Origin of the sequence: Streptomyces sp. Tue6028 (assembly GCF_002300165.1) — a bacterium.
GTDB lineage: Bacteria > Actinomycetota > Actinomycetes > Streptomycetales > Streptomycetaceae > Streptomyces > Streptomyces siamensis.
On record NZ_MLCE01000032.1, the window covers coordinates 175,364 to 198,153 of the forward strand.

Here is a 22,790-nt window from a genome sequence, read left to right on the forward strand (position 1 = left end):
CGCATCAGACCGGTCACGGGATGGGGGTGATGTCCCGCCCGCCGTTCACCGCGCCGGCTTCAGGCTGGAGGTTGAGCTCGACCCAGGGTTGGTCGCAGGTCAGGTCGATCGGGTCGTTTCCGACGTTCACCACGCAGGTCGTCTCCCAGACCTGTCCCGTCGTGGTGACGGTGTCGATCTTGATGGCACCGCTCTGGCCCTGACCCTGGTTCTGGCCGTTGATGGAAACCCCACAGGGAGTGCCGATGGGGAACCCGTTCGGGTCCTCCCCACCGTTGGGGTAGTCGTCGTTGCCGCTGAGGTCGGTCCAGAGGAAGTTCCGGGGGTCGCTGCCCCGGAGGTCGTGGACACCTGCGTACACGATTCCGGCGGCCTCGGTGGCACGGAGCTCGAAGTTGTTCGAGTCCTGCTGAGCGTCGATGTCGGAGCACGGCCCCGTCGCTCCCGTGGCGCCCGTGCCGCCGGTCGCGCCCGTCCCGCCGGTGGCTCCGGTGCCGCCGGTCGCACCCGTGTCGCCCGTGGCTCCGGTGCCGCCGGTCGCACCCGTGTCACCGGTGGCTCCGGTGCCGCCGGTCGCACCCGTGTCACCGGTGGCTCCGGTGCCGCCAGTGGCGCCCGTGTCGCCCGTGGCGCCGGTCGCCCCCGTGGCGCCGGTGGCACCCGTCGCGCCCTTGCACTTGTCCTTGCCGTCCTCGCCGTACGGCACGGTGGACTTCGTCTTGTCGGGCTTCGACTCGTCCTTGCAGTTGTCGCCGCCGGAGCGGCTCGTCGCAGTGGCGTGGTCGCTCACGGCCCGTGCCGAAGCGGCGGCGGGGCTCACCACGCTGGTCGCCAGGACCAGAGCGAGGGAGGCCACCATTCCGGCCTTCTTGAACCTGTCCCGCGCCAGCGGCCCGAGAAGTGAAGTCGTCCTGTACTCAGGACTCATCAGGGTGCTCCTTGCCTCATCAGGTCCGGGTGATGTCCCGAATCCGAGTGCGAGGTTGGACCCTGAGCGACCGGTCATGGTGTGAGCCCCGGCGCAACACGGCTTTTTTCCATAGATTGGTCTAACTCGTGCGTTCTGATGGCTCAGTCTTCGGGCCACCAGCCCCAGTTGGCCCCAGGTGCGGCCGTTCGGGGGCACCTCCGGGCCCCTCCCGCGGGTCGGCCGGCCGACGTCGATCCGGTCATGTCATATTGCTGCGGTTGTATCCGACGCTGCATGAGGCGCACTGCCCGGACGCCGACTCCGCCGTGAGACAGGCGGCTGCCACGGATGGGGCGAGGCGGAGTACTGGAGGACGGCGGTCAGCCCACCCGGTGGCCGTTCTCCAGCTCCACCGTGCCCCCGCCGTCCGCCAGGACGTCGAGGGCGGCCAGGACCCGTCGGCCCAGGGCGCCCGGCAGATGGTCGGTCAGCTCCTCGCGCGGCACCAGACGCCAGGACAGCAGTTCCTCCTCCTGGAGGCGGATCGACTTGAGCGCGCTCTCGTCGAGGACGCCGCCGTCGTACAGATAGGCCACCAGCGGGGGCCGCGCCGTCCCGTGCACCCAGTCGACCGCGAGCAGCCGGCCCAGGCCGACGTCCAGACCGATCTCCTCGGCGGTCTCCCGGCGCGCGCCCTGCCTCGGGGTCTCCCCGTCGTCCGACTCGACGGTGCCGCCCGGCAGGGCCCAGCCCTCCCGGTAGTTCGGTTCGACGAGCAGCACCCGCCCCTCGGCGTCGCGGAACAGGGCGGCCGCCCCGGCGAGGATGCGGGGCAGACCCGCGATGTACGTGGCGAAGTCCGGAGTGGTCATGCCCGAAGGGTAACCAGCCTGCGCCGCCCGTCCCCGGACTCACCGGCGCGAAGTGCGAGCTCAGCCGCGTGAGTTCGGCCACCGGCCGAGCTGCCCACCGGCCGAGCTGCCCACCGGCCCAGGGGCTCAGGAACCGTTGCCGGCCTCTGCGAGAGCGACCGTGCGGGACGCGAGCTCACTGATCCGCACCCCGTCGAAGCCGAACACCGCACTGCGCACGGTGTCCTCCAGAGGGTCCTTCCACTGCTCCGGAACCGCGTCCGCCCCGCACAGGACCCCGGCGACCGAGCCCGCCGTCGCGCCGTTCGAGTCGGTGTCCAGGCCGCCGCGGACGGTCAGCGTGATGGTGCGGGTGAAGTCCCCGTCGCCGTAGAGCAGCCCCGCCGTGAGGACCGCGGCGTTCGGGACGGTGTGGATCCAGCCGAGGCCCGCGGTCTCCTCGGCGACCGTGCTGAGCGTGTCCTCCCAGGTCATCCGGGTCTCGTGGAGCGTGAGCACCCGGCGCACCGTGCGGGCGAGGCGGCTGCTCGCGGGGATCACCGTCAGCGCCGTGTCCAGTGCGTGCCGCACGGTCGGTGCCGTGAACGCGGCCGAGACCAGCGCGGCCGCCCACATCGCCCCGTACACGCCGTTGCCGGTGTGCGACAGGACGGCGTCCCGGCGGGCCAGAGCCGCGGCGCGGCGCGGAAGACCAGGACAGGTCCAGCCGTAGACGTCGGCGCGGATGAGCGCCCCGATCCACTCCTGGTACGGATTGTCGTAGGTGGCCGTCAGTGGCGGTTTCAGTCCGTTCGCGAGGTTGCGGTACGCGGCGCGCTCCGCCGTGAACGTCTGCAGATACGGCAGCCGCAGCAGCCACAGGTCGCCCACCTGCTCGGTGCTGAAGGAGAACCCGTGGGTCTCCAGCAGGTCCAGCCCGAGGATCGCGTAGTCCACGTCGTCGTCACGGCAGCTGCCGTGGATACGGCCGCGCACGCAACTCCGCCACTCCGGGCGCAGCGCGAACTCCTCGCCGTTGCCGTCATCGGCCGGCTCGGGGAGGTAGTCGGTGAGCGGCAGGGCCGCGGCCTGCCGCAGATAGCGGTCGATGCGATCCCGCGTCCAGTGGTCGCCCTGCTCGACCGGTTTGCCGAGCATGTTGCCCGCGATCCGGCCCAGCCAGCCCCCGAGGACGCGGTCCGCGAGCTCAGTGCCCACAGGGGTCATAGCTCCGGTTTACCCAATTACGGGCGGCCGCGCGCGGTGTTCGGCGAGGCTGGTGCCTCCGGGCGCCGGACCATTTCGCCGCGTCGCACGCCCCGGGCCGCCGGACGCCGCCGGGTGCCGGCCCCTTGCGGCGCGGACCGGGCCGTGCCGCCGTGATCCATGGACCGGACCCCGGGGGCCGTGCCGCCGTGATCCACGGATCGGACCGTCGCGGTCCACGGAGCGGGACGGTTCCGGCAGGTGGGCGGGGCATGACGGCGGGGGCTTCCTCCGGTTAAGGTCGCAGCGGCGCGACTGCCTTGACGTGAGCAAGGCCCGGAAAGCAAGGGGAATGCAAGGTGGCGGACGCTGCAGTGAATCGGACCCCGCGTGTGCTCATCGCCGCGGACAAGTTCAAGGGATCGCTGACGGCCGTGCAGGTCGCGGAACGGGTGACGGCCGGACTGCGCCGGGTCGCGCCGCGCGCCGAGGTCGAGGCGCTGCCCGTGGCCGACGGAGGCGACGGGACCGTGGACGCGGCGGTCGCGGCCGGGTTCGAGCGGCGCGAGCTGCGCGTCGCGGGGCCGCTCGGCGACGAGGTGACCGCTGCGTACGCGCTGCGCGGAGACACCGCCGTGGTCGAGATGGCCGAGGCGAGCGGGCTGCAGCGGCTGCCCGCCGGGGTCTTCGCGCCGCTCACCGCGTCGACGTACGGCTCGGGCGAATTGCTGCGCGCCGCGCTGGACGCCGGTGCGCGCACCATCGTGTTCGGCGTCGGCGGCAGCGCCACGACCGACGGCGGCGCGGGCATGCTGGCCGCGCTGGGAGCGCGCTTCCTGGACGCGGACGGCGAGCCGGTCGCACCCGGCGGCGCGGCGCTGCGCGACGTGGCGAGCGCGGACCTCTCCGCGCTGGACGCCCGGCTTTCCTCGGTCGACTTCGTGCTCGCCAGTGACGTGGACAACCCGCTGACGGGGCCCAAGGGCGCCCCGGCCGTCTACGGCCCCCAGAAGGGTGCGAGCCCCGACGACGTGGCCACTCTCGACGCCGCGCTCGCGCACTTCGCCACGGTCCTGGAGAAGGCGATCGGTGCCCGGGCCGCCGAGTACGCGGCGGCGCCCGGCGCCGGTGCGGCGGGCGGCATCGGGTACGGGGCGCTCGTCCTCGGGGCCCGCTTCCGTCCCGGCATCGAGGTCATGCTCGACGTCCTCGGCTTCGCCCCGGCCCTCGACCGCGCCGACCTCGTCGTCACCGGTGAGGGCTCGCTCGACGAGCAGACCCTGCACGGCAAGGCCCCGGCCGGCGTCGCCGCCGCCGCACGCGCGGCGGGCAAGGAGGTCGTCGCGGTCTGCGGGCGCCTCGCCCTTCCTCCCGAGGTGCTCGGACAGGCCGGCATCAGGCGGGCGTACGCGCTGACGGAGGTCGAGCCCGACGTCGCGAAGTGCATCGCGGACGCCGGCCCCATCCTGGAGCGGGTCGCGGAGAACATCGGGCGGGACTTCCTCGGCTGAGACGCCGTGAGGGGGCCGCGGCCGGGGCAGTGATCCTCCCCGAGACGGCGGGCCCTCTGCCGGGGGCAGTGCTCTCCGGGTACGGGCGATGCCGGCGCGGGCCGGAGGGGCGGGATCCGTGGTGCGGGGGCGGCGCTCGCCCCGGCCGGAGGGGTCCGTGCCGCCTCAGGCCGCCGCCCCGCCCCCGGCCAGCCGGTACGCGTCCAGCGCCAGCGTCATCTCGATCAGGTCGCGGGGCCGGGCCAGGGATCTCGACGTCAGCTGTTCCAGCCGCCGCAGCCGGTTGAAGACCGTGTTGCGGTGGCAGTACAGCTGCCCTGCCGCCCGGCCCGCGGAGCCTTCGCAGGCCAGCCACACGTCGAGCGTCTCCAGCAGCACCGCCCGGTCCGCCGGGTCCAGCGCCAGCAGCTCGCCGAACACGTCCGACACGAGCTGCCCCGCCAGCTCCGGCTGGCTCACCACCAGCGCCGTCGGCATCCGCCGGTCGAGGCGTACGACATGTGTCGCGTCCGGCGGACAGGTGCGTAACGCCAGCTCGGCCATCCGCCGCGCCCGGCCCAGCTCGGCGAGGCCCGACACCACCGGACTGATGCCACCCGGCCCCGCATGGCGTCCGTCCAGCAGCTGCGCCACGGCGTCCAGGCCCTGCCCCGGGCCCAGCGCGACCACACCGACCTCGCAGTCCGTCCGCATCCGCCAGATGAAACGCAGACCCGCTCCCCGCATGGGCCGGGGGAACGCGTCCCGTCCGTCGCGGCGGTCGGGCCGCAGCACCACCACGGCGTACGGCCCCTGCTCCGGCAGGTCGAGCCCCGCGGCGGCCCGCGCCGCCAGCCCGGGCGCCTCCTTGCCTTCGAGCAGGGCGTCGAGCAGGGCCTGCAACTGCTCGTCGGTGCGGCGCCGCAGCTCCTTCTCGGTCGCGAGGTAGGCATCGGAGGCGACGGCGGCCTGCGCGTCCACGGCCGCCCACACCATCGTCGCGGACCGCATCAGCACCGCGAGCCGTTCCGGCTCCCGGCCCGCGGCCCCCTCCAGCAGCGCGTCCCACACGAGATAGCCCGCGGCACGGTAGGCGTGGACGAGGAGTTCCAGAGGGAGTCCCTGCTGAGCGCGGCGGCGCCCCGCGTCCTCGGCGTGCTCCAGATCGCGGCGCGGGGAGTCCCGCGGTGCCGAGATCGTCTGGATGCCGATGCGCATCGCCGTCTCCGCCTCCTGCCACTGCTGGTCGTACGGCAGCACCTGCCCGTAGACCGGTGAGTGCTCGGCGAGCTGACGCAGGTGCTCGTCGACGAGCTCGGGCAGTCGCTCCAGCAGCGCCGTGCAGGACTCCCCGAGCAGTTTCCAGTCATGACCGGTCCGCGGTCTGCGCCGTCCCATGGCCGGAGGATGCCACCGCGGCACCCTGCCGGACAGGCCCCTGACACGCGGTGTTGTGCGCGCGCACAACCGGCCGACGTCACCTCTGGGCTCCCGCCGCGTTTCGTCCGCACCCCGTGGACGGGCGTCCCCGCCGGTGCTGAGGTGAGCGCCACACCGAGCGAGGAAAGGGAGGTGCCATGGGCGGATCCGCTCTGCTCGTGCGGGATCTGTCGGTCGGATACGGACCCGTGCGCGCGTTGCGTCAGGTGTCGCTGGAGGTGCCCGAAGGCGCCGTGGTGGCGGTTCTCGGCAGCAACGGCGCGGGAAAGTCGACGCTGCTGCGGGCGGTGTGCCGGACCCTCTCCTTCCACGGGGGAGCGGTGACCGGCGGCACGGTCTCGCTGGGCGGGCGCCCACTGGACCGGCTGCCGCCGGAACGGGTGGTCGCCGCAGGCGTGTCCCAAGTCCCGGAGGGACGGCGGGTGTTCGCCCGTATGACGGTCGCGGACAATCTGCGTGCCGGCGCGCTCGGCGGCTCGGGCGGCCGGGCGGAGCGGGCCCGTGCCCTGCGCCGAGTGCACGACCTCTTCCCCGTCCTCGCCGACCGGGCCCAGCAGCGGGCGGGACTGCTGTCGGGCGGCGAGCAGCAGATGCTCGCGGTCGGCCGGGCACTCATGGGCTCCCCGAAGGTGCTGCTCCTGGACGAGCCGTCGCTCGGGCTCGCCCCGCTGATGGCCGCCCGGATCGCCGACACCGTGCGGGAGATCAACGAACAGGGCACCTCCGTCCTGCTCGTCGAGCAGAACGCCGCGCTCGCCCTGCGGCTGGCGTCCCGCGCCTACGTCCTGGAGGTGGGGGAGGTGACCCTCTCCGGCCCCGCCGACACGCTCGCCGCCTCCGACGAGGTGCGCCGCCGCTATCTGGGCGTGACCGACGAGGACGCGGCGGCCGACGTGTCCCGAGCGGGCGGCCTGCCGGCCCTGTCCCGCTGGAAGGGGTGAACAGCACCAGTGGAAACACCTGAAACAGCCGCAACACCGGGCCCCGCCAAGGCCCAGCCCTCCTCCGGCGTCGCCGTGCCGGGCGACGCCGCCGAAGCTCCCGCACCCGCGCACGGCACGATCGCCGACGTCCCCCCGCTGCACGTCAGGGACGTCACCGTCCGGTTCGCCGGGCTGACCGCGCTGGACGCGGTCGGCTTCACCGTGCGGCCGGGCACCGTGCACGCCCTCATCGGCCCCAACGGCGCCGGGAAGTCCACGTGCTTCAACGTGCTCTCCGGTGTCTGCCGGCCCGCGTCGGGCAGTGTCCGCTTCGGCGACCACGAGCTCACCGGTCTGCCGCCCCACCGCATCGCGGAACTGGGCGTGGCCCGGATCTTCCAGAATCTCGCCCTGCCGCCGCACGCCACCGTCGAGGACTCCCTGCTGCTCGGCCGCCACCGGTTGACCCGCACCGGTTTCCTCGCCGCGGGGCTGCGGCTGCCCGCGGCGGCGCGCGAGGAACGGCGGCACCGCGAACGTGTCCGCGAGATCGCCGCGTTCGTGGGCCTGGAGGACTGCCTCGACCGGCCCGCCGGATCACTGCCGTACGGGCAGCAGAAGCTCGCCGAACTCGCCCGGGCGCTGTGCATGGAGCCCCGGATCCTGCTCCTGGACGAGCCCGTCGCCGGCATGACCGCCGACGAACGGCGCCGCACCGCCGCGGTCGTCGCGGGGGTCCGCGACAGCCTCGGCATCTCGATCCTGCTGGTGGAACACGACATGGGGGTGGTGATGCGGCTCGCGGACGCGGTGACCGTACTCGACTTCGGGCGCCGGATCGCCGACGGCGCACCCGACGACGTACAGAACGATCCGGCGGTGGTGCGCGCCTATCTGGGCGAGCGCGCCGACGAGGAGGAGAGCACCTCATGAGCACCTTCGCCGAACTCCTGCTCAACGGCATTTCGCTGGGCTCCGTCTACGCACTCATCGCGCTCGGCTTCGTCGTCATCTTCCGGGCCACAGAGGTCGTGAACTTCGCCCACGCCTCGCTGCTCCTCGCCGGCGGATACGTCACCGCGACCCTCCACGACGACATCGGCTTCTGGCCCGCGCTCCTCGTCGGCATCGCCGGCGCCGCGGCGGTGGGGGCCGCCGTGGAGTTCCTGGTGATGCGCCGTTACCGGGGCTCCGACCACAGCGTCCTCGCCATCGTCACGATCGGCGTCGACATCCTGCTCACCACCGAACTGACCCGGCGCATCGGCACCGACGTGCTCGCGCTCGGCGACCCGTGGGGCGACGCCGTGCTCACCGTCGGGCCGGTCTCGCTCGCCCACACACGGATCGCCGCGTTCGTCGCCGCGGCCCTGCTCATCACCGCCTTCCTGCTGGTCTTCCGGTACACGTCCTGGGGCGTGGCGATGCGCGCGGCGGCGGAGAGCCCGGAGACGGCGGCACTGATGGGTGTGCGGCTGGGCCGGGTGTCGCTCGGCGCGTGGGCGGTGGCCGGAGGCCTCGCCGCCGTCGCCGCGCTGTTCCTGACCGTCTTCCCCACACCGGGACTGGAACGGGCCACCTCCCTCGCCGCGCTGAAGGCGTTCCCCGCGGCGATCCTCGGCGGCCTCGACTCGACGACGGGCGCGCTGGTCGGCGGGCTGCTCGTCGGCATCACCGAGTCCCTCGCCACCGGCTACCAGAGCGACCTCACCTTCCTCGGACGCGGCCTCGGCGACCTCGCTCCCTACCTGGTCATGGTCGCGATCCTGCTCATCCGGCCCGCCGGGCTGTTCGGCACCAAGGAGCTCGCCCGTGTCTGACGTCCTCGCCCGTGACGAGACGACCGGCACCACCCGGCCCGCTCGTCACCGCACGCTCCGGCTGCCCGGTGTCCGGACCTGGGTCCGGGTGGCCGGTGCGGTCCTGCTGCTGGCGCTGCCCTTCTATCTCGACCGCTTCTGGCTCCAGGCCGGGCTGTTCGCGATGGCCGCGGCCATCGGCGCGATCGGCCTCAATCTCCTCACCGGCGCGACCGGGCAGCTCTCCATGGGCCATGCCTTCTTCCTCGCGGTCGGCGCCTACGGCTACTGCGTGTTCGCCGCCGACGGGGGCGACGGGCTGACCGGTCTGGGACTGCCGAGCTGGCTGGCGGCCGTGCTGGCCGTCCTGGTCGCGGGTGTCGCCGGAGGCCTGTTCAGCCCGATCGCGGGCCGGCTGCGCGGCGCCTATCTCGGCATCGCCACACTGGCGCTGATCTTCATCGGCCAGCACGTGCTGTTCAACGCGCGTGACCTGACGGGCGGCTTCAACGGCCGCGACGTACCCCCGCTCAGTCTGTTCGGCCTCACCTTCGACGACCGGGAGGTCGTCGTCGCCGCCGTGCCGTTCGGCTCCGCCGAGAAGCTCTGGTACGCGGGGCTGGTGCTGCTGCTGGGCTGCGCCCTCTTCGCCCGGGGGGTGCTGCGCGGCCGGCCCGGCCGCGCCATGAACGCGATCCGCGACCACCGGATCGCCGCCGGGGTGATGGGGGTGCCGGTCGCCCGCTACCGCGCCGCCGTCTTCGTCCTGTCGTCGATGTACGCGGGTCTGGCGGGGGTCCTGCTCGCCCTGGTCTTCCAGCGGACCGTGCCCGACTACTTCGGGATCACGCTCTCGCTCGACTACCTCGCCATGATCGTCATCGGCGGGCTCGGATCGGTGGCCGGGGCGGTGGTCGGGGCCGTCTTCGTCTCGCTGCTGCCGCAGCTGCTGACCCGCTACAGCGATGCACTGCCCCTTGTCTCGGACCCCGGGACGGGCGGAATCGCACCGGGCGAGGCAGCCCGGTACCTGTACGGCGCCGCCGTCGTGGCGGTGGTGCTCTTCCTGCCGGGCGGCCTGGTCAGGCTGGCCGCCCGGCGCCGCGTCAGTCCCGGTTCAGGGGCCACTCCAGGGGAGGAACGATGAGAACGACACATACGGCCAAGGTGGCCGCCGGGGCACTGGCGGCACTGCTCGTGCTGGCCGGCTGCAGCTCCAAGGCCAAGGACGACGACGGAGACAAGCAGTCGGCGGGCGGGGTGAAGACCGGTGACGGGATCTCCGGGAAGACGATCTCGCTCGGGGTGCTCACCGACATGACGGGGGTGTACGCGACCCTCGGCAAGAGCGTCACCCAGGCCCAGCAGCTCTATGTGAAGCAGGTCAACGCGAGCGGCGGGGTCTGCGGCTACAAGCTCTCCCTCACGGTCCGCGACCACGGGTACGACCCGCAGAAGGCCGTCTCCGGGTACACCGAGCTGGCGCCCAAGGTGCTCGGCTTCACGCAGTTCATCGGCTCGCCGTTCGTCGCCGCGGTCAAGCAGCGGATCGACGGCCAGGACAAGGGGCTGGTCCTGCCGCAGGCCTGGTCCGCGACCCTGCTCGGCAGCCCGTACATCCGGGTCATCGGCTCCACGTACGACATCGAGACCATCAACGCCATCGACTTCCTGATGAAGGAGAAGGGCCTCAAGAAGGGCGACAAGATCGGCCACGTGTACTTCGAGGGCGACTACGGCGAGAACGCGCTGGCCGGCTCCAAGTACATGGCGAAGAAGGCGGGGCTCCAGGTCGTCGAGCAGAAGATCAAACCGACGGACAACGACATGACCGGACAGGTCGCGGCGCTGAAGCAGGCGAAGGTGAAGGCCATCGTGATCAGCGCGGGCCCGCGGCAGGCGGCCTCCCTGGTGGGTGTCGCGGCGGCCGGCAAGTTCCCCGTGCCGATCATCGGCAACAACTCGGCCTTCGCCCCGCAGCTGCTCGCCACCCAGGCGGGTCCCGCCCTGACGGCGAACTACTACGTGGCCTCGCCGTCGCTGCCGATCGGGGCCGACACGCCCCAGGCCAAGAAGCTGGTCGAGGACTACAAGGCCGCCTACCCGAAGGACTCCCTCGACAACGGCGTGGTGGCCGGCTGGACCGCCGCCGCCGCGTTCGGCGAGGCCCTGAAGAAGGCGTGCGCGGCCAAGGACCTCACCCGTGAGGGCGTCGACAAGGCCCTGCTGACCATCAACGCCTTCGACCCGGGCTTCGGCATCACGCAGGACTTCAGCGATCCGAAGTCGGCGTCGTCCAAGCAGAGCGTGATCCTGCGGCCCGACAAGAGCGCGGTGGGCGGCATGAAGGTGGTCCGCGAGGCCGAGGCCTCGTCCGCGGCGGAGGGCTACACGCCCGGTTCGTGACACCCCGCCCCACGCACGCGAAGGGCCCCGAACCATCCGGTTCGGGGCCCTTCGGCGACGTACGGGGTGTTACGGCAGCTGCGCCGCGCGTGCCTCGCGACGGTTGTCCCGGAAGTTGTTCACCCTCCGGGCCGTGGCGAAGAGCGGGATGACCGCGCCCATGACCAGCTGCAGCGCGCAGCCCGTCTGAAGGAGCAGCTGGCCGCTCGGGGCGTCGAACGCCCAGGCCGCCAGGAGACCCATGCTGAGCACGATCCAGGAGAGCATCGCGACCGCGAGGCGGCCCCGCGGCTTCGGGTACTCGACCCGGCTCACCATCAGCCAGGCGGTGCCGATGATCGCCATGAGCGTGGCGACGAACGGCAGCTCCAGCAGCACGATGGAGACGACGGTCAACGCGCCGAACGGCGAGGGCATGCCCTGGAAGGTGCCGTCCTTGACCGTGACGCAGGAGAACCGCGCGAGGCGGAGGACGACCGCGAGCAGGACCACGATGGCCCCCACCGCCGCCACCCGCTGGTGCGCGTCGTCCGCGACCATGCCGTAGACGAGCACGAAGTACGCCGGCGCGAGTCCGAAGCTGATCAGGTCGGACAGGTTGTCCAGTTCCGCGCCCATGGGGGAGGAGCGCAGCTTGCGGGCGACCAGACCGTCGAAGAGGTCGAAGACCGCGGCGCACAGCATGAGGATGACGGCCGTGGCGGCGCTGTGGCGCGCCATGCCCGTCTCCTGGCTGCCCGTGAGGTGCGGGATCAGGATGCCGGTGGTGGTGAAGTACACCGCCATGAAGCCGCACGTGGCGTTGCCGAGGGTGAGGGTGTCCGCTATTGAGAGGCGGAGCGAGAGCGGCATCTCCTCCTCGTCGTCCACGTCCTCGGCCTCCGGCACCCAGCCGGCCTGTGTCTCAGGATCAATCACGGTCAATTCGAGTCACCCCAGCCACGGTCTTCTGACCGACCTCCACATCGACCTCGACACCTTCGGGGAGGTAGATGTCGACGCGCGAGCCGAAGCGGATCAGGCCGATGCGGTCGCCCTGCTCCACCTTGGTGCCCTGAGGGATGTAGGGGACGATGCGACGGGCCACCGCGCCGGCGATCTGGATCATCTCGATGTCACCGAGCTCGGTGTCGAAGTGCCAGACGACGCGTTCGTTGTTCTCGCTCTCCTTGTTGAACGCCGGAACGAACCCACCGGGGATGTGCTCGACCGACGTCACCGTGCCGGAGAGCGGCGCGCGGTTGACGTGGACGTTGAGCGGGCTCATGAAGATCGCGACGCGGGTGCGCCCGTCCTTCCACGGCATGATGCTCTGCACCACACCGTCGGCGGGCGAGATGACGCGGCCCTGGGCGATCTCGCGCTCGGGGTCGCGGAAGAACCACAGCATGCCGGCCGCGAGCGCGGTGGCGGGTACGGCCACGGCCTTGGCGGCGCCGGAGCGGCGCGCGCGGGCCAGGCTGAGTGCTGCGGTGGCCACGGTCGGGAGGAGCCACGGCGATGCTCCGCGCGCGAGGCGGACGCGGCCGCGTTGTGCAGAGGTTTGGCTGTGGGGCATGGATGACCTTCGTAGCGGATGATGCCGCGCTGGAACGGGGGACGGCGGCTTTCCGGCGATCGTACCGGTCGCGGGCCGCAACTGGGCAAGCCAGGAAGCCGAGTCGGCGGCCGAAGAGTGTTGACGGGGTGTGATCTTCTTCGCGAAGAAAACACCCCGAATCACGACATCTAGCCCTGGAGTCGATACTCTTCGAGCAACCTGCGCCCGATGATCATTTTCTGGATTTCGGCGGTACCTTCACCGATCAGCAGCATCGGGGCCTCGCGGTAGAGGCGCTCGATCTCGTACTCCTTGGAGAAGCCGTAGCCGCCGTGGATCCGGAATGCATCCTCCACGACCTCCTTGCAGTACTCGGAGGCGAGGTACTTCGCCATCCCCGCTTCGAGGTCGTTTCGTTCCCCGGAGTCCTTTTTGCGTGCCGCGTTCACCATCATGGCATGGGCCGCCTCGACCTTGGTAGCCATCTCGGCCAGCTTGAACTGGATGGCCTGGTGCTGGGCGATCGCCTTGCCGAAAGTGTGACGCTGCTGGGCATAGGAGACACCCAGCTCGAAGGCACGCTGGGCGACACCGCAGCCACGGGCCGCGACGTTGACGCGCCCGACCTCGACTCCGTCCATCATTTGGTAAAACCCTCGGCCGGTCGTCCCACCGAGTACACGATTGGCCGGAATGCGCAGTCCGTCCATGATGAGCTCGGTCGTGTCGACGCCCTTGTAGCCCATCTTGTCGATCTTCCCGGGAATGGTCAGGCCGGGACGGACCTCGCCGAAGCCGGGCTCCTTCTCCACCAGGAACGTCGTCATCGACTTGTGGGGCGCGGTGCCCTCGGGGTGTCCTTCGTCACTTCGCACGAGGACGGCCACCAGGGTCGACGAGCCACCGTTCGTCAGCCACATCTTCTGACCGTTCAGGACGTACTCGTCGCCGTCCTTGACCGCCTTCGACGTGATCGCCGAGACGTCCGAGCCGAGACCCGGCTCCGACATCGAGAACGCGCCGCGCACCTCGCCCAGCGCCATCCGCGGCAGGAAGTAGTCCTTCTGCTCCTGTGTGCCGTGCTGCTTGAGCATGTACGCCACGATGAAGTGCGTGTTGATGATGCCGGACACCGACATCCAGCCGCGGGCGATCTCCTCCACGCACAGCGCGTACGTGAGCAGGGACTCGCCCAGGCCGCCGTACTCCTCCGGGATCATCAGGCCGAACAGGCCCAGTTCCTTGAGGCCGTCGACGATCTGCTGCGGGTACTCGTCGCGGTGCTCCAGCTCGGTGGCGACCGGAATGATCTCCTTGTCCACGAAGTCGCGGACGGTGGAGAGGATCTCCTGCTGGATGTCGGTCAGACCGGCGGTCTGGGCGAGTCGCGCCATGGCTACTTCTCCGTCTTCTTGTCCGCAGGTGCGGTCGGCTCGGGACGGCCGGGCTGCTCGCCGCCACGCTCCTTGATGTACGTCTCGGTGGGGACCATCACCTTGCGGCGGAACACGCACACCAGCGTGCCGTCCTGCTTGTAGCCCTTGGTCTCGACATAGACGATCCCGCGGTCCGACTTGGACCGGGAAGGCGTCTTGTCCAGGACCGTCGTCTCGCCGTAGATCGTGTCGCCGTGGAAGGTCGGCGCCACGTGCCGCAGCGACTCGATCTCCAGGTTGGCGATCGCCTTGCCCGACACGTCCGGCACGGACATGCCGAGGAGCAGCGAGTAGATGTAGTTGCCGACGACGACGTTCTTCCCGAAATCTGTCGTCTTCTCCGCATAGTTCGTGTCCATGTGGAGCGGGTGGTGGTTCATGGTCAGCAGACAGAAGAGGTGGTCGTCGTACTCCGTGACCGTCTTCCCGGGCCAGTGCTTGTAGACCGCGCCGACCTCGAACTCTTCGTAGGTGCGTCCGAACTGCATGGTGCTCAGGCCTCCGGGGCTTCGAACTTGCTGGTGCGCTGCATGCCGGCGGCCCGGCCCTTGCCCGAGATGACCAGGGCCATCTTGCGGCTGGCCTCGTCGATCATCTCGTCGCCGAGCATCGCGGAACCCTTCTTGCCGCCCGCCTCGGACGTGTAGTAGTCGTACGCGTCCAGGATCAGCTCGGCGTGGTCGAAGTCCTCCTGGGAGGGCGAGAAGATCTCGTTGGACGCCTCGACCTGGCCCGGGTGCAGCACCCACTTGCCGTCGAAGCCGAGCGCGGCGGCGCGCTGGGCGACCTCGCGGTAGCCGTCGATGTTCCGGATCTGGAGGTAGGGGCCGTCGATCGCCTGGAGGTTGTTGGCGCGGGCGGCCATCAGGATCTTCATCAGGATGTAGTGGTAGGCGTCCGCGGGGTAGCCGGGCGGCTGCTCACCCACGACGAGCGACTTCATGTTGATGGACGCCATGAAGTCGGCCGGGCCGAAGATGATGGTCTCGACGCGCTGGGAGGCCGTCGCGATCTCGTTGACGTTGTTCAGGCCCTGGGCGTTCTCGATCTGCGCCTCGATGCCGATCTTGCCGACCTCGAAGCCCATGGTCTTCTCGATCTGCGTCAGCAGCAGGTCCAGCGCCACGACCTGCTGGGCGTCCTGGACCTTCGGCAGCATGATGCAGTCGAGGTTCTGGCCCGCGCCCTCCACGACGGTCACGACGTCGCGGTACGTCCACTCGGTGGTCCAGTCGTTGACGCGCACGACCCGCGTCTTGCCGGTCCAGTCGCCCTCGTTGAGGAACTTCACGATGGTGTGCCGTGCCCCGGGCTTGGCCAGCGGCGCGCACGCGTCCTCCAGGTCGAGGAAGACCTGGTCCGCGGGGAGGCCCTGGGCCTTCTCCAGGAAACGCGGGTTGCTCCCCGGTACCGCGAGGCAGGAGCGACGCGGACGCAGACGGTTGACGGGCGTGGTCATGCGGGGACCTCCAGGGGGTCGAGCTTGTTCGCTTTCCGGATCTCGTCGACGATACGGCCGATGATTCCGGTGATGTCGAAGTCCTTCGGTGTGAAGACCGCGGCCACTCCCGCGGCCCGCAGCTGCTCGGCGTCGGCGTTCGGGATGATCCCGCCCGCGATCACCGGGATGTCCGCGGCGCCGGCCTCACGCAGCCTCTCCAGCACGTCCGGCACCAACTGGGCGTGCGAGCCGGACAGGATGGACAGCCCGACACCGTGCACGTCCTCCGCGACAGCGGCGTCCACTATCTGTTCGGGCGTCAGCCGGATGCCCTGGTAGACCACCTCGAAGCCGGCGTCGCGGGCCCGCACGGCGATCTGCTCGGCGCCGTTGGAGTGTCCGTCCAGGCCCGGCTTGCCGACCAGGAAGCGGAGCTTGCCGACACCGAGGTCCCGTGCCGTCAGTTCCACCTTGCGACGGACCTGGGCGAGCGCGGTGCCCTCCTCGGCGGTGACCGCGACGGGCGCGGAGGAGACACCGGTCGGCGCGCGGAACTCGCCGAACACCTCGCGCAGGGCCCCGGCCCACTCGCCGGTGGTGACCCCGGCGCGGGCGCACTCCAGGGTGGCCTCCATGAGGTTGTCGGTGCCCTTGGCGGCCGCCTTCAGCCGCTCCAGCGCCTTGCACGGACGCGGGTGGTTGAACGGAGGCTGGTAGCGCGTGTCGCGCCAGTTCTCCAGGGCGCCGATCACCCGGGCCTCGACGGCCGGGTCGACCGTCTGGATGGCGGCGTCCAGGTCGGCCGTGAGCGGGTTCGGTTCGGTGGACTCGAAGATGTTGACGCCGACGATCTTCTCCTGGCCGGACTCGATACGGCCGCGGCGCTCGGCGTGCGAGGAGACGAGCTGCGACTTCAGGTAGCCCGACTCGACGGCGGCCATGGCGCCGCCCATCTCCTGGATGCGGTCGATCTCGGCCAGCGACTCCTCGACGAGGGCCGACACCTTGGCCTCGATGACGTGCGAACCCTCGAAGATGTCCTCGTACTCCAGCAGGTCGCTCTCGTGTGCGAGCACCTGCTGGATGCGCAGCGACCACTGCTGGTCCCAGGGCCGGGGCAGGCCCAGCGCCTCGTTCCAGGCGGGCAGCTGCACGGCACGCGCGCGTGCGTCCTTCGAGAGGGTCACGGCCAGCATCTCGAGCACGATCCGCTGGACGTTGTTCTCCGGCTGCGCCTCGGTCAGACCGAGGGAATTGACCTGGACGCCGTACCGGAAACGCCGCTGCTTGGGGTTCTCGATGCCGTACCGCTCGCGGGTGATCTGGTCCCAGATGCGCCCGAACGCCCGCATCTTGCACATCTCCTCGACGAAGCGGACACCCGCGTTCACGAAGAAGGAGATGCGGGCCACGACGTCGCCCTTGCGGTCCTCGGCGATCTGGCCGGACGCGAACACCGCGTCCAGGACGGCGATCGCGGTGGACATCGCGTACGCGATCTCCTGGACCGGCGTGGCGCCCGCCTCCTGCAGGTGGTAGCTGCAGATGTTGATCGGGTTCCACTTCGGGATGTGGTTCACCGTGTAGGTGATCATGTCCGTCGTCAGACGGAGGGAGGGGCCCGGCGGGAAGACGTGCGTCCCCCGCGACAGGTACTCCTTCACGATGTCGTTCTGGGTCGTGCCCTGGAGCTTGGTGATGTCCGCGCCCTGCTCCTCGGCGACGACCTGATAGAGCGCCAGCAGCCACATGGCCGTGGCGTTGATCGTCATCGAGGTGTTCATCTGCTCCAGGGGGATGTCCTGGAACAGACGGCGCATGTCACCGAGGTGGGAGACCGGGACCCCGACCCGGCCGACCTCGCCGCGGGCGAGGATGTGGTCGGGGTCGTAACCGGTCTGCGTCGGAAGGTCGAACGCGACCGACAGGCCTGTCTGGCCCTTCGCGAGGTTGCGTCGGTACAGCTCGTTGGACGCCTCGGCGGTGGAGTGACCGGCGTACGTGCGCATCAGCCACGGCCGGTCCTTCTGACGCTCAGTCATCTGGGGACCTCAGACGTTCCGGAAGCGGTTGATGGCGTCGATGTGCTGGGCGCGCTTCTCGTGGTCGCGGACGCCCAGACCCTCCTCGGGGGCGAGCGCCAGCACGCCGACCTTGCCCTGGTGGAGGTTGCGGTGCACGTCGTAGGCGGCCTGCCCGGTGTCCTCCAGGGAGTAGACCTTGGAGAGCGTCGGGTGGATCTTGCCCTTGGCGATCAGACGGTTGGCCTCCCACGCCTCGCGGTAGTTGGCGAAGTGCGAGCCGATGATCCGCTTCAGCGACATCCACAGGTAGCGGTTGTCGTACTCGTGCATGTAGCCCGAGGTCGAGGCGCAGGTGGTGATGGTGCCGCCCTTGCGGGTGACGTAGACCGAGGCGCCGAAGGTCTCGCGGCCGGGGTGCTCGAAGACGATGTCGATGTCCTCGCCGCCGGTGAATTCGCGGATGCGCTTGCCGAAGCGCTTCCACTCCTTCGGGTCCTGCGTGCGCTCGTCCTTCCAGAACTTGTAGCCCTCGGCGCTGCGGTCGATGATCGCCTCGGCGCCCATCGAGCGGCAGATGTCCGCCTTCTGCTCGCTGGAGACGACACAGATCGGGTTGGCGCCGCCGGCCAGCGCGAACTGGGTGGCGTACGAGCCGAGCCCGCCGCTCGCGCCCCAGATCAGCACGTTGTCGCCCTGCTTCATGCCGGCGCCGTTGCGGGAGACCAGCTGCCGGTAGGCGGTGGAGTTCACCAGACCGGGAGCGGCGGCCTCCTCCCACGACAGGTGGTCGGGCTTCGGCATCAGCTGGTTGGACTTGACCAGGGCGATCTCGGCGAGTCCGCCGAAGTTGGTCTCGAAGCCCCAGATGCGCTGCTCGGGGTCGAGCATCGTGTCGTTGTGGCCGTCCGAGGACTCCAGCTCGACCGACAGGCAGTGCGCGACGACCTCGTCGCCGGGGTGCCAGGCGTTCACGCCCGGGCCGGTGCGCAGGACGACGCCCGCGAGGTCGGAGCCGATGATGTGGTACGGCAGGTCGTGGCGCTTGGTCAGCTCGCTGAGCCGGCCGTAGCGCTCCAGGAAGCCGAAGGTCGACAGCGGCTCGAAGATCGAGGTCCACACGGAGTTGTAGTTGACCGAGGAGGCCATGACGGCCACCAGGGCCTCGCCCGGGCCGAGCTCCGGCACCGGCACGTTGTCCAGGTGGATCGACTTGCGGGGGTCCTTGTCGCGGGTGCTGAGCCCGGCGAACATCTCCGTCTCGTCCTTGTGCACGGTGATCGCACGGTAGGACTCGGGGAGCGGCAGAGCGGCGAAGTCGTCAGACGTGGCGGTCTGGGACTGAATCGCGTCCAGGATTTCCTTCACGGTGTTGCCTCCGGCGATGAGCGTCCTGAGGGAAGACGCTGAGGGTTACGTCGGTGCTGCTGAGGGTGTGAGGGGTGCCGTCGGTTCGGCGGAGGTGGTGCTGTGGCGGCGCTTGGTCGGCGCAGGAGGTTGCCTGTGACGCAGGCGTCCGGGCGCGCAGCCTGGGGGGCTTGCGGGGACAGCCGGCGTACGAAAGGTCTCTGCACGCCGGCCGCCCGGACTCCTTCAACGTATGACACCGCGTGTCACCTGACAAGGCACTGAGTGCCAGAAGTTGGCCTCAGATGAAATCTTTACGTAACAAATGAGCGATGATCGATCAAAGCTACTGTCGAGTAGGTGGCTATGGGAGGTCTTGTCGTGGTCCGCCGGATGTCACAGCGGGGGCGCTGCCCGCGTGCGTTCGGGACGCCGGGGGAGTGCGTGGAACCGTGCGGCGAGGGCGGGGCGAGGATGCGTGGGCGCCCGCCGTTCGCGACGGCTCGCGGCACGATCGGCGGGACCTGCGAAGGCCGCGATCTTCGCGGCCGGGGAGCCGGGGCGTGGCGGCCCGGGGATGAGGCGTGGCATGGCCCGGGGTCTGAGGCTGAGGCGGCTCGTGGGCCGGAGGCCTCACGGTTCGGAGGTGCGGGCCCCGGTGCCGGCGGCGCGGCTGGGGAGTGGCGCGGCCTGGGGCCTGGGGCCGGGGCCTGTCTCGGAGTCCGGAGCGGTCACGGTTCGGAGGTGCGGGCCCCGGTGCCGGCGGCGCGGCTGGGGAGTGGCGCGGCCTGGGGCCTGGGGCCGGGGCCTGTCTCGGAGTCCGGAGCGGTCACGGTTCGGAGGTGCGGGCCCCGGTGCCGGCGGCGCGGCTGGGGAGTGGCGCGGCCTGGGACCTGGGGCCGGGGCCCGTCTCGGAGTCCGGAGCGGTCACGGTTCGGAGGTGCGCGCCGCGGCGTCGGCGCGGCGCGCGGACGAAGCGGCTACGGACGCTCCTTGAGCGCCTGCTCGATCGTGCGCATGACCTGGTCGAGCGGGGCGTCGACCCGGGCGACGGTCACCAGCACGTCGCCTTCCGTGAAGGAGGAGGCGGGTGTCGAACGCGGGGTGGTCTCCCGCCCGGCGCCGATCCCGTTGCCGAACGTCTTCCGTACGATCGCGAAGGCGTGGTCGAGCTGTGCCTCCACGTCGCCCTGGCCGCCCGCCCGCAGCCAGCGCCGCAGCACGTGGTTGTGGGCGGTCACGACGGCGGACGCGGCCACCTCGGCCAGCAGCGGGTCGTCGTTGGCGTCGTCGTCATGCGCGTGCTCGTCGAAGTGGCCCAGCAGATAGCGGGTGAAGAGTCGCTCGTAGCGGGCCACCGACGCGATCTCGGCCTCGCGCAGGGTGGGTACCTCACGCGTGAGCTTGTAGCGGGCGACCGAGATCTCGGGCCGCGCCGCGTACATCTTCATGACTTCCTTGATGCCCCGGCACACGGTGTCGAGCGGATGCTCGTGCGCGGGAGCCGCGTTGAGCACGGCCTCGGCCCGGATCAGCGTGTCGTCGTGGTCGGGGAAGATCGCCTCTTCCTTGGAGCGGAAGTGGCGGAAGAAGGTCCGGCGGGCCACTCCGGCCTGGGCCGCGATCTCGTCGACGGTGGTCGCCTCGTACCCCTTCGTCGCGAACAGCTCCATGGCCGCGGCCGCCAGTTCCCGGCGCATCTTGAGGCGTTGAGCGGCCGCGCGACTGCCGGCGGCACTTTCCGGTGCGTCGGGCGTGGCTGGTGTACGTGAGGACTTGGCGGGCTGGGACATGACCCGAACGTACTGCATGTGCGCAGGAGAGCGCGCATGTCCGGGGATCCCCCCGCCCTCCTGGGGCGGGGGGTGTCCGGCCGGGTCGAGCAGTCCGCCCCAGTCGGGGCTCTCCGCGAACCAGTCGCCCGTACGCTCAGCGCCGGGCATATTCGCGGAAGCCGCGGCCGGTCTTGCGGCCGAGGCAGCCCGCGGCCACCAGGTGTTCGAGGAGTGGCGCGGGGGCCAGGCCGGGGTCGCGGAACTCGCGGTGCAGGACCTTCTCGATGGCGAGCGAGACGTCCAGGCCGACCACGTCCAGCAGCTCGAAGGGCCCCATCGGGTAGCCGCCGCCCAGCTTCATCGCGGCGTCGATGTCGTCGAGCGTCGCGTAGTGCTCCTCGACCATCTTGATCGCGTTGTTCAGGTACGGGAACAGCAGGGCGTTCACGATGAATCCCGCGCGGTCGCCGCAGTCCACCGGGTGCTTGCGGACCTTCGCGCAGACCTCGCGCACGGTGGCGTGCACGTCGTCGGCGGTGAGCACGGTGCGCACGACCTCGACGAGCTTCATCGCCGGGGCCGGGTTGAAGAAGTGCATGCCGATCACGTCCTGCGGGCGCGAGGTGGCGCGGGCGCAGGCCACGACGGGCAGCGACGACGTGGTGGTGGCCAGGATCGCCCCGGGCTTGCAGACCTTGTCGAACGTGGCGAACAGCTGCTGCTTGATCGCCAGGTCCTCGGCGACGGCCTCCAGGGCCAGGTCGACGTCGGCGAACGCGTCGTACGTGCCCGCCGGGGTGATCAGGTCCAGGGTCTGCGCGGCGGCCTCGGCGGTCATCCGGCCCTTGTCGACAGAGCGCGAAAGTGACTTGCCGATACGGGCCTTGGCGGCCTGCGCCTTCTCCGCGCTGCGGGCGGCGAGGACGACCTGGTACCCGGCCTTCGCGAAGACCTCGGCGATGCCGGACGCCATGGTGCCGGAACCCGCGACGCCGACGGAGCGGACGGTGCGGCCCGGGACCAGGGCGGCGCCCTCCAGCGGCGTGAGCGCGTCCCGCACGACGGTCGCGCTGCCGGGGGCCTCGTAGGAATAGAAGCCGCGGCCCGACTTCCGGCCGGTCAGGCCCGCCTCGCTGAGCTGCTTGAGGATGGGCGCGGGGGCGTGCAGCCGGTCGTGCGACTCGGCGTACATGGCCTCCAGGACCGTGCGCGCGGTGTCCACACCGATCAGGTCCAGCAGCGCGAGCGGGCCCATGGGCAGGCCGCAGCCGAGCTTCATCGCCGCGTCGATGTCCTCGCGGGAGGCGTACTTCGCCTCGTACATCGCGGCGGCCTGGTTGAGGTAGCCGAACAGCAGTCCGTCCGCGACGAAACCGGGGCGGTCCCCGACCGCGACGGGCTCCTTGCCGAGCTCGATCGCCAGGTCGGTGACGGCGCCGACGGCCTGCGGGGAGGTCAGCACGGACGAGACGACCTCGACGAGCTTCATCGCCGGGGCCGGGTTGAAGAAGTGCAGTCCGAGGACGCGCTCGGGGCGGGCCGAGTCGGCGGCGAGCCGTGTCACGGACAGCGCGTTGGTGCCGGTCGCGAGGATGGCCTCGGGGCGCACGACGGCGTCGAGCTCCCGGAAGACCTGCTGCTTGATGTCGTACGACTCCGGGGTCACCTCGATGACCAGGTCGGCGTCGGCCGCGGCGGCCAGCTCGGTGAAGGTGCGGAAGCGGGAGAGGACGTCGCCGCGCTCCTGCTCGGTGAGGCGCTCGCGCTGCACGGCGCGGGCCGTGGACGCTTCGAGCGCGGCGACGGCCTGGGTGGCCGCGGCCTCGCTGATGTCGATGCCGATCACGTCGCGGCCGGCGCGGGCGAGGACCTCGGCGATGCCGGTGCCCATGGTGCCGAGGCCGACGACGGCGACGGTCTTGAGCTGGGGCAGAGGGGTGTCGGACAGGGGAGTGGCCATCGCGGGACTCCAGGAAGAGGGTGACGACTGAGGAGTGCACATGGGGTACGCCGACGGGCGCACATGGTGCGGAGATTGCGGGTGTTGCCGGGCTGACTGGCGCACACGCCCGGTCCGTCCCGAGGCGCTCGGAACGCGCACCCCGACGAACGGTGAAGTCGACCGGCCCTGTCCCAAGCCGTGTCGTACTGCGGTACCTGAGGCACCGAACCGACTGCTCCTGCGGCGGCTGCGTCACCAGGCCA

At 70.8% G+C, this 22,790-nt stretch carries 19 protein-coding genes; 6 read left to right on the plus strand and 13 right to left on the minus strand.

Annotated features, from left to right (window positions below):
* Positions 1 to 13: 13 nt before the first annotated feature.
* The 3 genes from BKI49_RS35465 to BKI49_RS30880 all read right to left on the minus strand — a co-directional run bounded on the left by BKI49_RS35465 (position 14) and on the right by BKI49_RS30880 (position 2,988).
* Positions 14 to 928: a hypothetical protein gene (locus tag BKI49_RS35465; RefSeq protein ID WP_095937568.1), complete on the minus strand. Its 915-nt coding sequence runs from the start codon at positions 926 to 928 to the stop codon at positions 14 to 16.
* Between the two features lie 362 nt (positions 929 to 1,290).
* Positions 1,291 to 1,782, minus strand: a complete 492-nt coding sequence (locus tag BKI49_RS30875) for an NUDIX domain-containing protein (protein ID WP_095937569.1) — start codon at positions 1,780 to 1,782, stop codon at positions 1,291 to 1,293.
* Positions 1,783 to 1,908: 126 nt separating this feature from the next.
* Entirely contained in the window at positions 1,909 to 2,988 is a 1,080-nt protein-coding gene (locus BKI49_RS30880) for an ADP-ribosylglycohydrolase family protein (RefSeq protein ID WP_095937570.1), read from the minus strand.
* Between the two features lie 353 nt (positions 2,989 to 3,341).
* On the opposite strand from BKI49_RS30880, the gene BKI49_RS30885 reads away from it, so the two are divergent.
* Positions 3,342 to 4,478 (plus strand): glycerate kinase, encoded by a 1,137-nt coding sequence (locus BKI49_RS30885; protein ID WP_095937571.1) that lies wholly within the window; start codon positions 3,342 to 3,344, stop codon positions 4,476 to 4,478.
* A gap of 165 nt (positions 4,479 to 4,643) precedes the next feature.
* On the opposite strand, the gene BKI49_RS30890 is transcribed toward BKI49_RS30885, so the two are convergent.
* Positions 4,644 to 5,855, minus strand: a complete 1,212-nt coding sequence (locus tag BKI49_RS30890) for a PucR family transcriptional regulator (RefSeq protein WP_095937572.1) — start codon at positions 5,853 to 5,855, stop codon at positions 4,644 to 4,646.
* 179 nt (positions 5,856 to 6,034) lie between these two features.
* On the opposite strand from BKI49_RS30890, the gene BKI49_RS30895 reads away from it, so the two are divergent.
* The 5 genes from BKI49_RS30895 to BKI49_RS30915 all read left to right on the plus strand — a co-directional run bounded on the left by BKI49_RS30895 (position 6,035) and on the right by BKI49_RS30915 (position 11,025).
* Positions 6,035 to 6,838, plus strand: a complete 804-nt coding sequence (locus tag BKI49_RS30895; RefSeq protein WP_095937573.1) for an ABC transporter ATP-binding protein — start codon at positions 6,035 to 6,037, stop codon at positions 6,836 to 6,838.
* 120 nt (positions 6,839 to 6,958) lie between these two features.
* Complete coding sequence (locus tag BKI49_RS30900) at positions 6,959 to 7,753, plus strand: ABC transporter ATP-binding protein (protein ID WP_095937647.1); 795 nt, start codon at positions 6,959 to 6,961, stop codon at positions 7,751 to 7,753.
* Positions 7,750 to 8,640 carry a branched-chain amino acid ABC transporter permease gene (locus tag BKI49_RS30905; RefSeq protein ID WP_028801879.1) on the plus strand — a complete coding sequence of 297 codons (891 nt, stop codon included), beginning with the start codon at positions 7,750 to 7,752 and terminating at the stop codon, positions 8,638 to 8,640. The genes BKI49_RS30900 and BKI49_RS30905 overlap by 4 nt, the downstream gene beginning before the upstream one ends.
* Positions 8,633 to 9,766: a branched-chain amino acid ABC transporter permease gene (locus tag BKI49_RS30910; RefSeq protein WP_373557611.1), complete on the plus strand. Its 1,134-nt coding sequence runs from the start codon at positions 8,633 to 8,635 to the stop codon at positions 9,764 to 9,766. The genes BKI49_RS30905 and BKI49_RS30910 overlap by 8 nt, the downstream gene beginning before the upstream one ends.
* Complete coding sequence (locus BKI49_RS30915) at positions 9,763 to 11,025, plus strand: ABC transporter substrate-binding protein (protein ID WP_095937574.1); 1,263 nt, start codon at positions 9,763 to 9,765, stop codon at positions 11,023 to 11,025. The genes BKI49_RS30910 and BKI49_RS30915 overlap by 4 nt, the downstream gene beginning before the upstream one ends.
* A gap of 69 nt (positions 11,026 to 11,094) precedes the next feature.
* On the opposite strand, the gene pssA is transcribed toward BKI49_RS30915, so the two are convergent.
* The 9 genes from pssA to BKI49_RS30960 all read right to left on the minus strand — a co-directional run bounded on the left by pssA (position 11,095) and on the right by BKI49_RS30960 (position 22,545).
* A complete protein-coding gene (gene pssA / locus BKI49_RS30920) occupies positions 11,095 to 11,913 on the minus strand; it encodes a CDP-diacylglycerol--serine O-phosphatidyltransferase (RefSeq protein WP_028801876.1) in 819 nt (272 codons plus the stop codon).
* Positions 11,914 to 11,935: 22 nt separating this feature from the next.
* Complete coding sequence (locus BKI49_RS30925) at positions 11,936 to 12,583, minus strand: phosphatidylserine decarboxylase (RefSeq protein ID WP_028801875.1); 648 nt, start codon at positions 12,581 to 12,583, stop codon at positions 11,936 to 11,938.
* 170 nt (positions 12,584 to 12,753) lie between these two features.
* Positions 12,754 to 13,959 carry an acyl-CoA dehydrogenase family protein gene (locus tag BKI49_RS30930; RefSeq protein WP_095937575.1) on the minus strand — a complete coding sequence of 402 codons (1,206 nt, stop codon included), beginning with the start codon at positions 13,957 to 13,959 and terminating at the stop codon, positions 12,754 to 12,756.
* A 2-nt stretch (positions 13,960 to 13,961) separates the two neighbouring features.
* Positions 13,962 to 14,489 (minus strand): MaoC family dehydratase, encoded by a 528-nt coding sequence (locus BKI49_RS30935; RefSeq protein WP_095937576.1) that lies wholly within the window; start codon positions 14,487 to 14,489, stop codon positions 13,962 to 13,964.
* A 5-nt stretch (positions 14,490 to 14,494) separates the two neighbouring features.
* Positions 14,495 to 15,460: an HpcH/HpaI aldolase/citrate lyase family protein gene (locus tag BKI49_RS30940; protein WP_095937577.1), complete on the minus strand. Its 966-nt coding sequence runs from the start codon at positions 15,458 to 15,460 to the stop codon at positions 14,495 to 14,497.
* Positions 15,457 to 17,484 carry a protein meaA gene (locus tag BKI49_RS30945; RefSeq protein ID WP_095937578.1) on the minus strand — a complete coding sequence of 676 codons (2,028 nt, stop codon included), beginning with the start codon at positions 17,482 to 17,484 and terminating at the stop codon, positions 15,457 to 15,459. The genes BKI49_RS30940 and BKI49_RS30945 overlap by 4 nt, the downstream gene beginning before the upstream one ends.
* 9 nt (positions 17,485 to 17,493) lie before the next feature.
* Positions 17,494 to 18,831, minus strand: coding sequence for a crotonyl-CoA carboxylase/reductase (ccrA, locus tag BKI49_RS30950; protein ID WP_095937579.1), 1,338 nt, complete (start codon positions 18,829 to 18,831; stop codon positions 17,494 to 17,496).
* Between the two features lie 959 nt (positions 18,832 to 19,790).
* The gene (locus BKI49_RS30955) at positions 19,791 to 20,603 is read right to left on the minus strand and encodes a TetR family transcriptional regulator (protein ID WP_179332640.1); all 813 of its coding nucleotides are present in this window, start codon (positions 20,601 to 20,603) and stop codon (positions 19,791 to 19,793) included.
* Positions 20,604 to 20,739: 136 nt separating this feature from the next.
* Positions 20,740 to 22,545 carry a 3-hydroxyacyl-CoA dehydrogenase family protein gene (locus BKI49_RS30960; RefSeq protein ID WP_095937581.1) on the minus strand — a complete coding sequence of 602 codons (1,806 nt, stop codon included), beginning with the start codon at positions 22,543 to 22,545 and terminating at the stop codon, positions 20,740 to 20,742.
* Positions 22,546 to 22,790 lie beyond the last annotated feature (245 nt).

What these genes read in the sequence shown, in the direction of transcription:
- BKI49_RS35465 (WP_095937568.1), bottom strand. Translation starts at nt 928, where the DNA reads ATGAGTCCTGAGTACAGGACGACTTCACTTCTCGGGCCGCTGGCGCGG.
- BKI49_RS30875 (WP_095937569.1), bottom strand. Translation starts at nt 1,782, where the DNA reads ATGACCACTCCGGACTTCGCCACGTACATCGCGGGTCTGCCCCGCATC.
- BKI49_RS30880 (WP_095937570.1), bottom strand. Translation starts at nt 2,988, where the DNA reads ATGACCCCTGTGGGCACTGAGCTCGCGGACCGCGTCCTCGGGGGCTGG.
- BKI49_RS30890 (WP_095937572.1), bottom strand. Translation starts at nt 5,855, where the DNA reads ATGGGACGGCGCAGACCGCGGACCGGTCATGACTGGAAACTGCTCGGG.
- BKI49_RS30895 (WP_095937573.1), top strand. Translation starts at nt 6,035, where the DNA reads ATGGGCGGATCCGCTCTGCTCGTGCGGGATCTGTCGGTCGGATACGGA.
- BKI49_RS30905 (WP_028801879.1), top strand. Translation starts at nt 7,750, where the DNA reads ATGAGCACCTTCGCCGAACTCCTGCTCAACGGCATTTCGCTGGGCTCC.
- BKI49_RS30915 (WP_095937574.1), top strand. Translation starts at nt 9,763, where the DNA reads ATGAGAACGACACATACGGCCAAGGTGGCCGCCGGGGCACTGGCGGCA.
- BKI49_RS30925 (WP_028801875.1), bottom strand. Translation starts at nt 12,583, where the DNA reads ATGCCCCACAGCCAAACCTCTGCACAACGCGGCCGCGTCCGCCTCGCG.
- BKI49_RS30930 (WP_095937575.1), bottom strand. Translation starts at nt 13,959, where the DNA reads ATGGCGCGACTCGCCCAGACCGCCGGTCTGACCGACATCCAGCAGGAG.
- BKI49_RS30935 (WP_095937576.1), bottom strand. Translation starts at nt 14,489, where the DNA reads ATGCAGTTCGGACGCACCTACGAAGAGTTCGAGGTCGGCGCGGTCTAC.
- BKI49_RS30940 (WP_095937577.1), bottom strand. Translation starts at nt 15,460, where the DNA reads ATGACCACGCCCGTCAACCGTCTGCGTCCGCGTCGCTCCTGCCTCGCG.
- BKI49_RS30945 (WP_095937578.1), bottom strand. Translation starts at nt 17,484, where the DNA reads ATGACTGAGCGTCAGAAGGACCGGCCGTGGCTGATGCGCACGTACGCC.
- BKI49_RS30955 (WP_179332640.1), bottom strand. Translation starts at nt 20,603, where the DNA reads ATGTCCCAGCCCGCCAAGTCCTCACGTACACCAGCCACGCCCGACGCA.
- BKI49_RS30960 (WP_095937581.1), bottom strand. Translation starts at nt 22,545, where the DNA reads ATGGCCACTCCCCTGTCCGACACCCCTCTGCCCCAGCTCAAGACCGTC.